The sequence below is a fragment of the Bartonella sp. AA2SXKL genome, assembly GCF_042197205.1.
Taxonomy (GTDB): domain Bacteria; phylum Pseudomonadota; class Alphaproteobacteria; order Rhizobiales; family Rhizobiaceae; genus Bartonella.
This window is the reverse complement of the sequence record NZ_JBHIRN010000071.1, coordinates 299-602: the sequence shown is the minus strand read 5'-3', so window position 1 is coordinate 602 and position 304 is coordinate 299.

Below are 304 nucleotides of genomic sequence, written 5' to 3'. Positions count from 1 at the left end.
GAATTTGAGGTGAGAAAAACTTACAATATTTGGAATTTCATTGAAATTGAAAAACTATAAATTATTTTTACAAGTCAATAGAGTACCCTTGAAAGTGGATAATGCTTACCTTGACGATTATCCTCCACCGCTGCCATACGATTATATCCCTTTATTTTCCTTATATGAAAACTTTTACTTATTCACTATAATCCTCAACATAATCTCCATCCTGTCTACTATAATCAGCTTATTGTGGCGTTTTGGACTCAAAATTTTTGTATATTTGTTCACATTTTACCTTTTCAGTTTGCCTTATAATGAT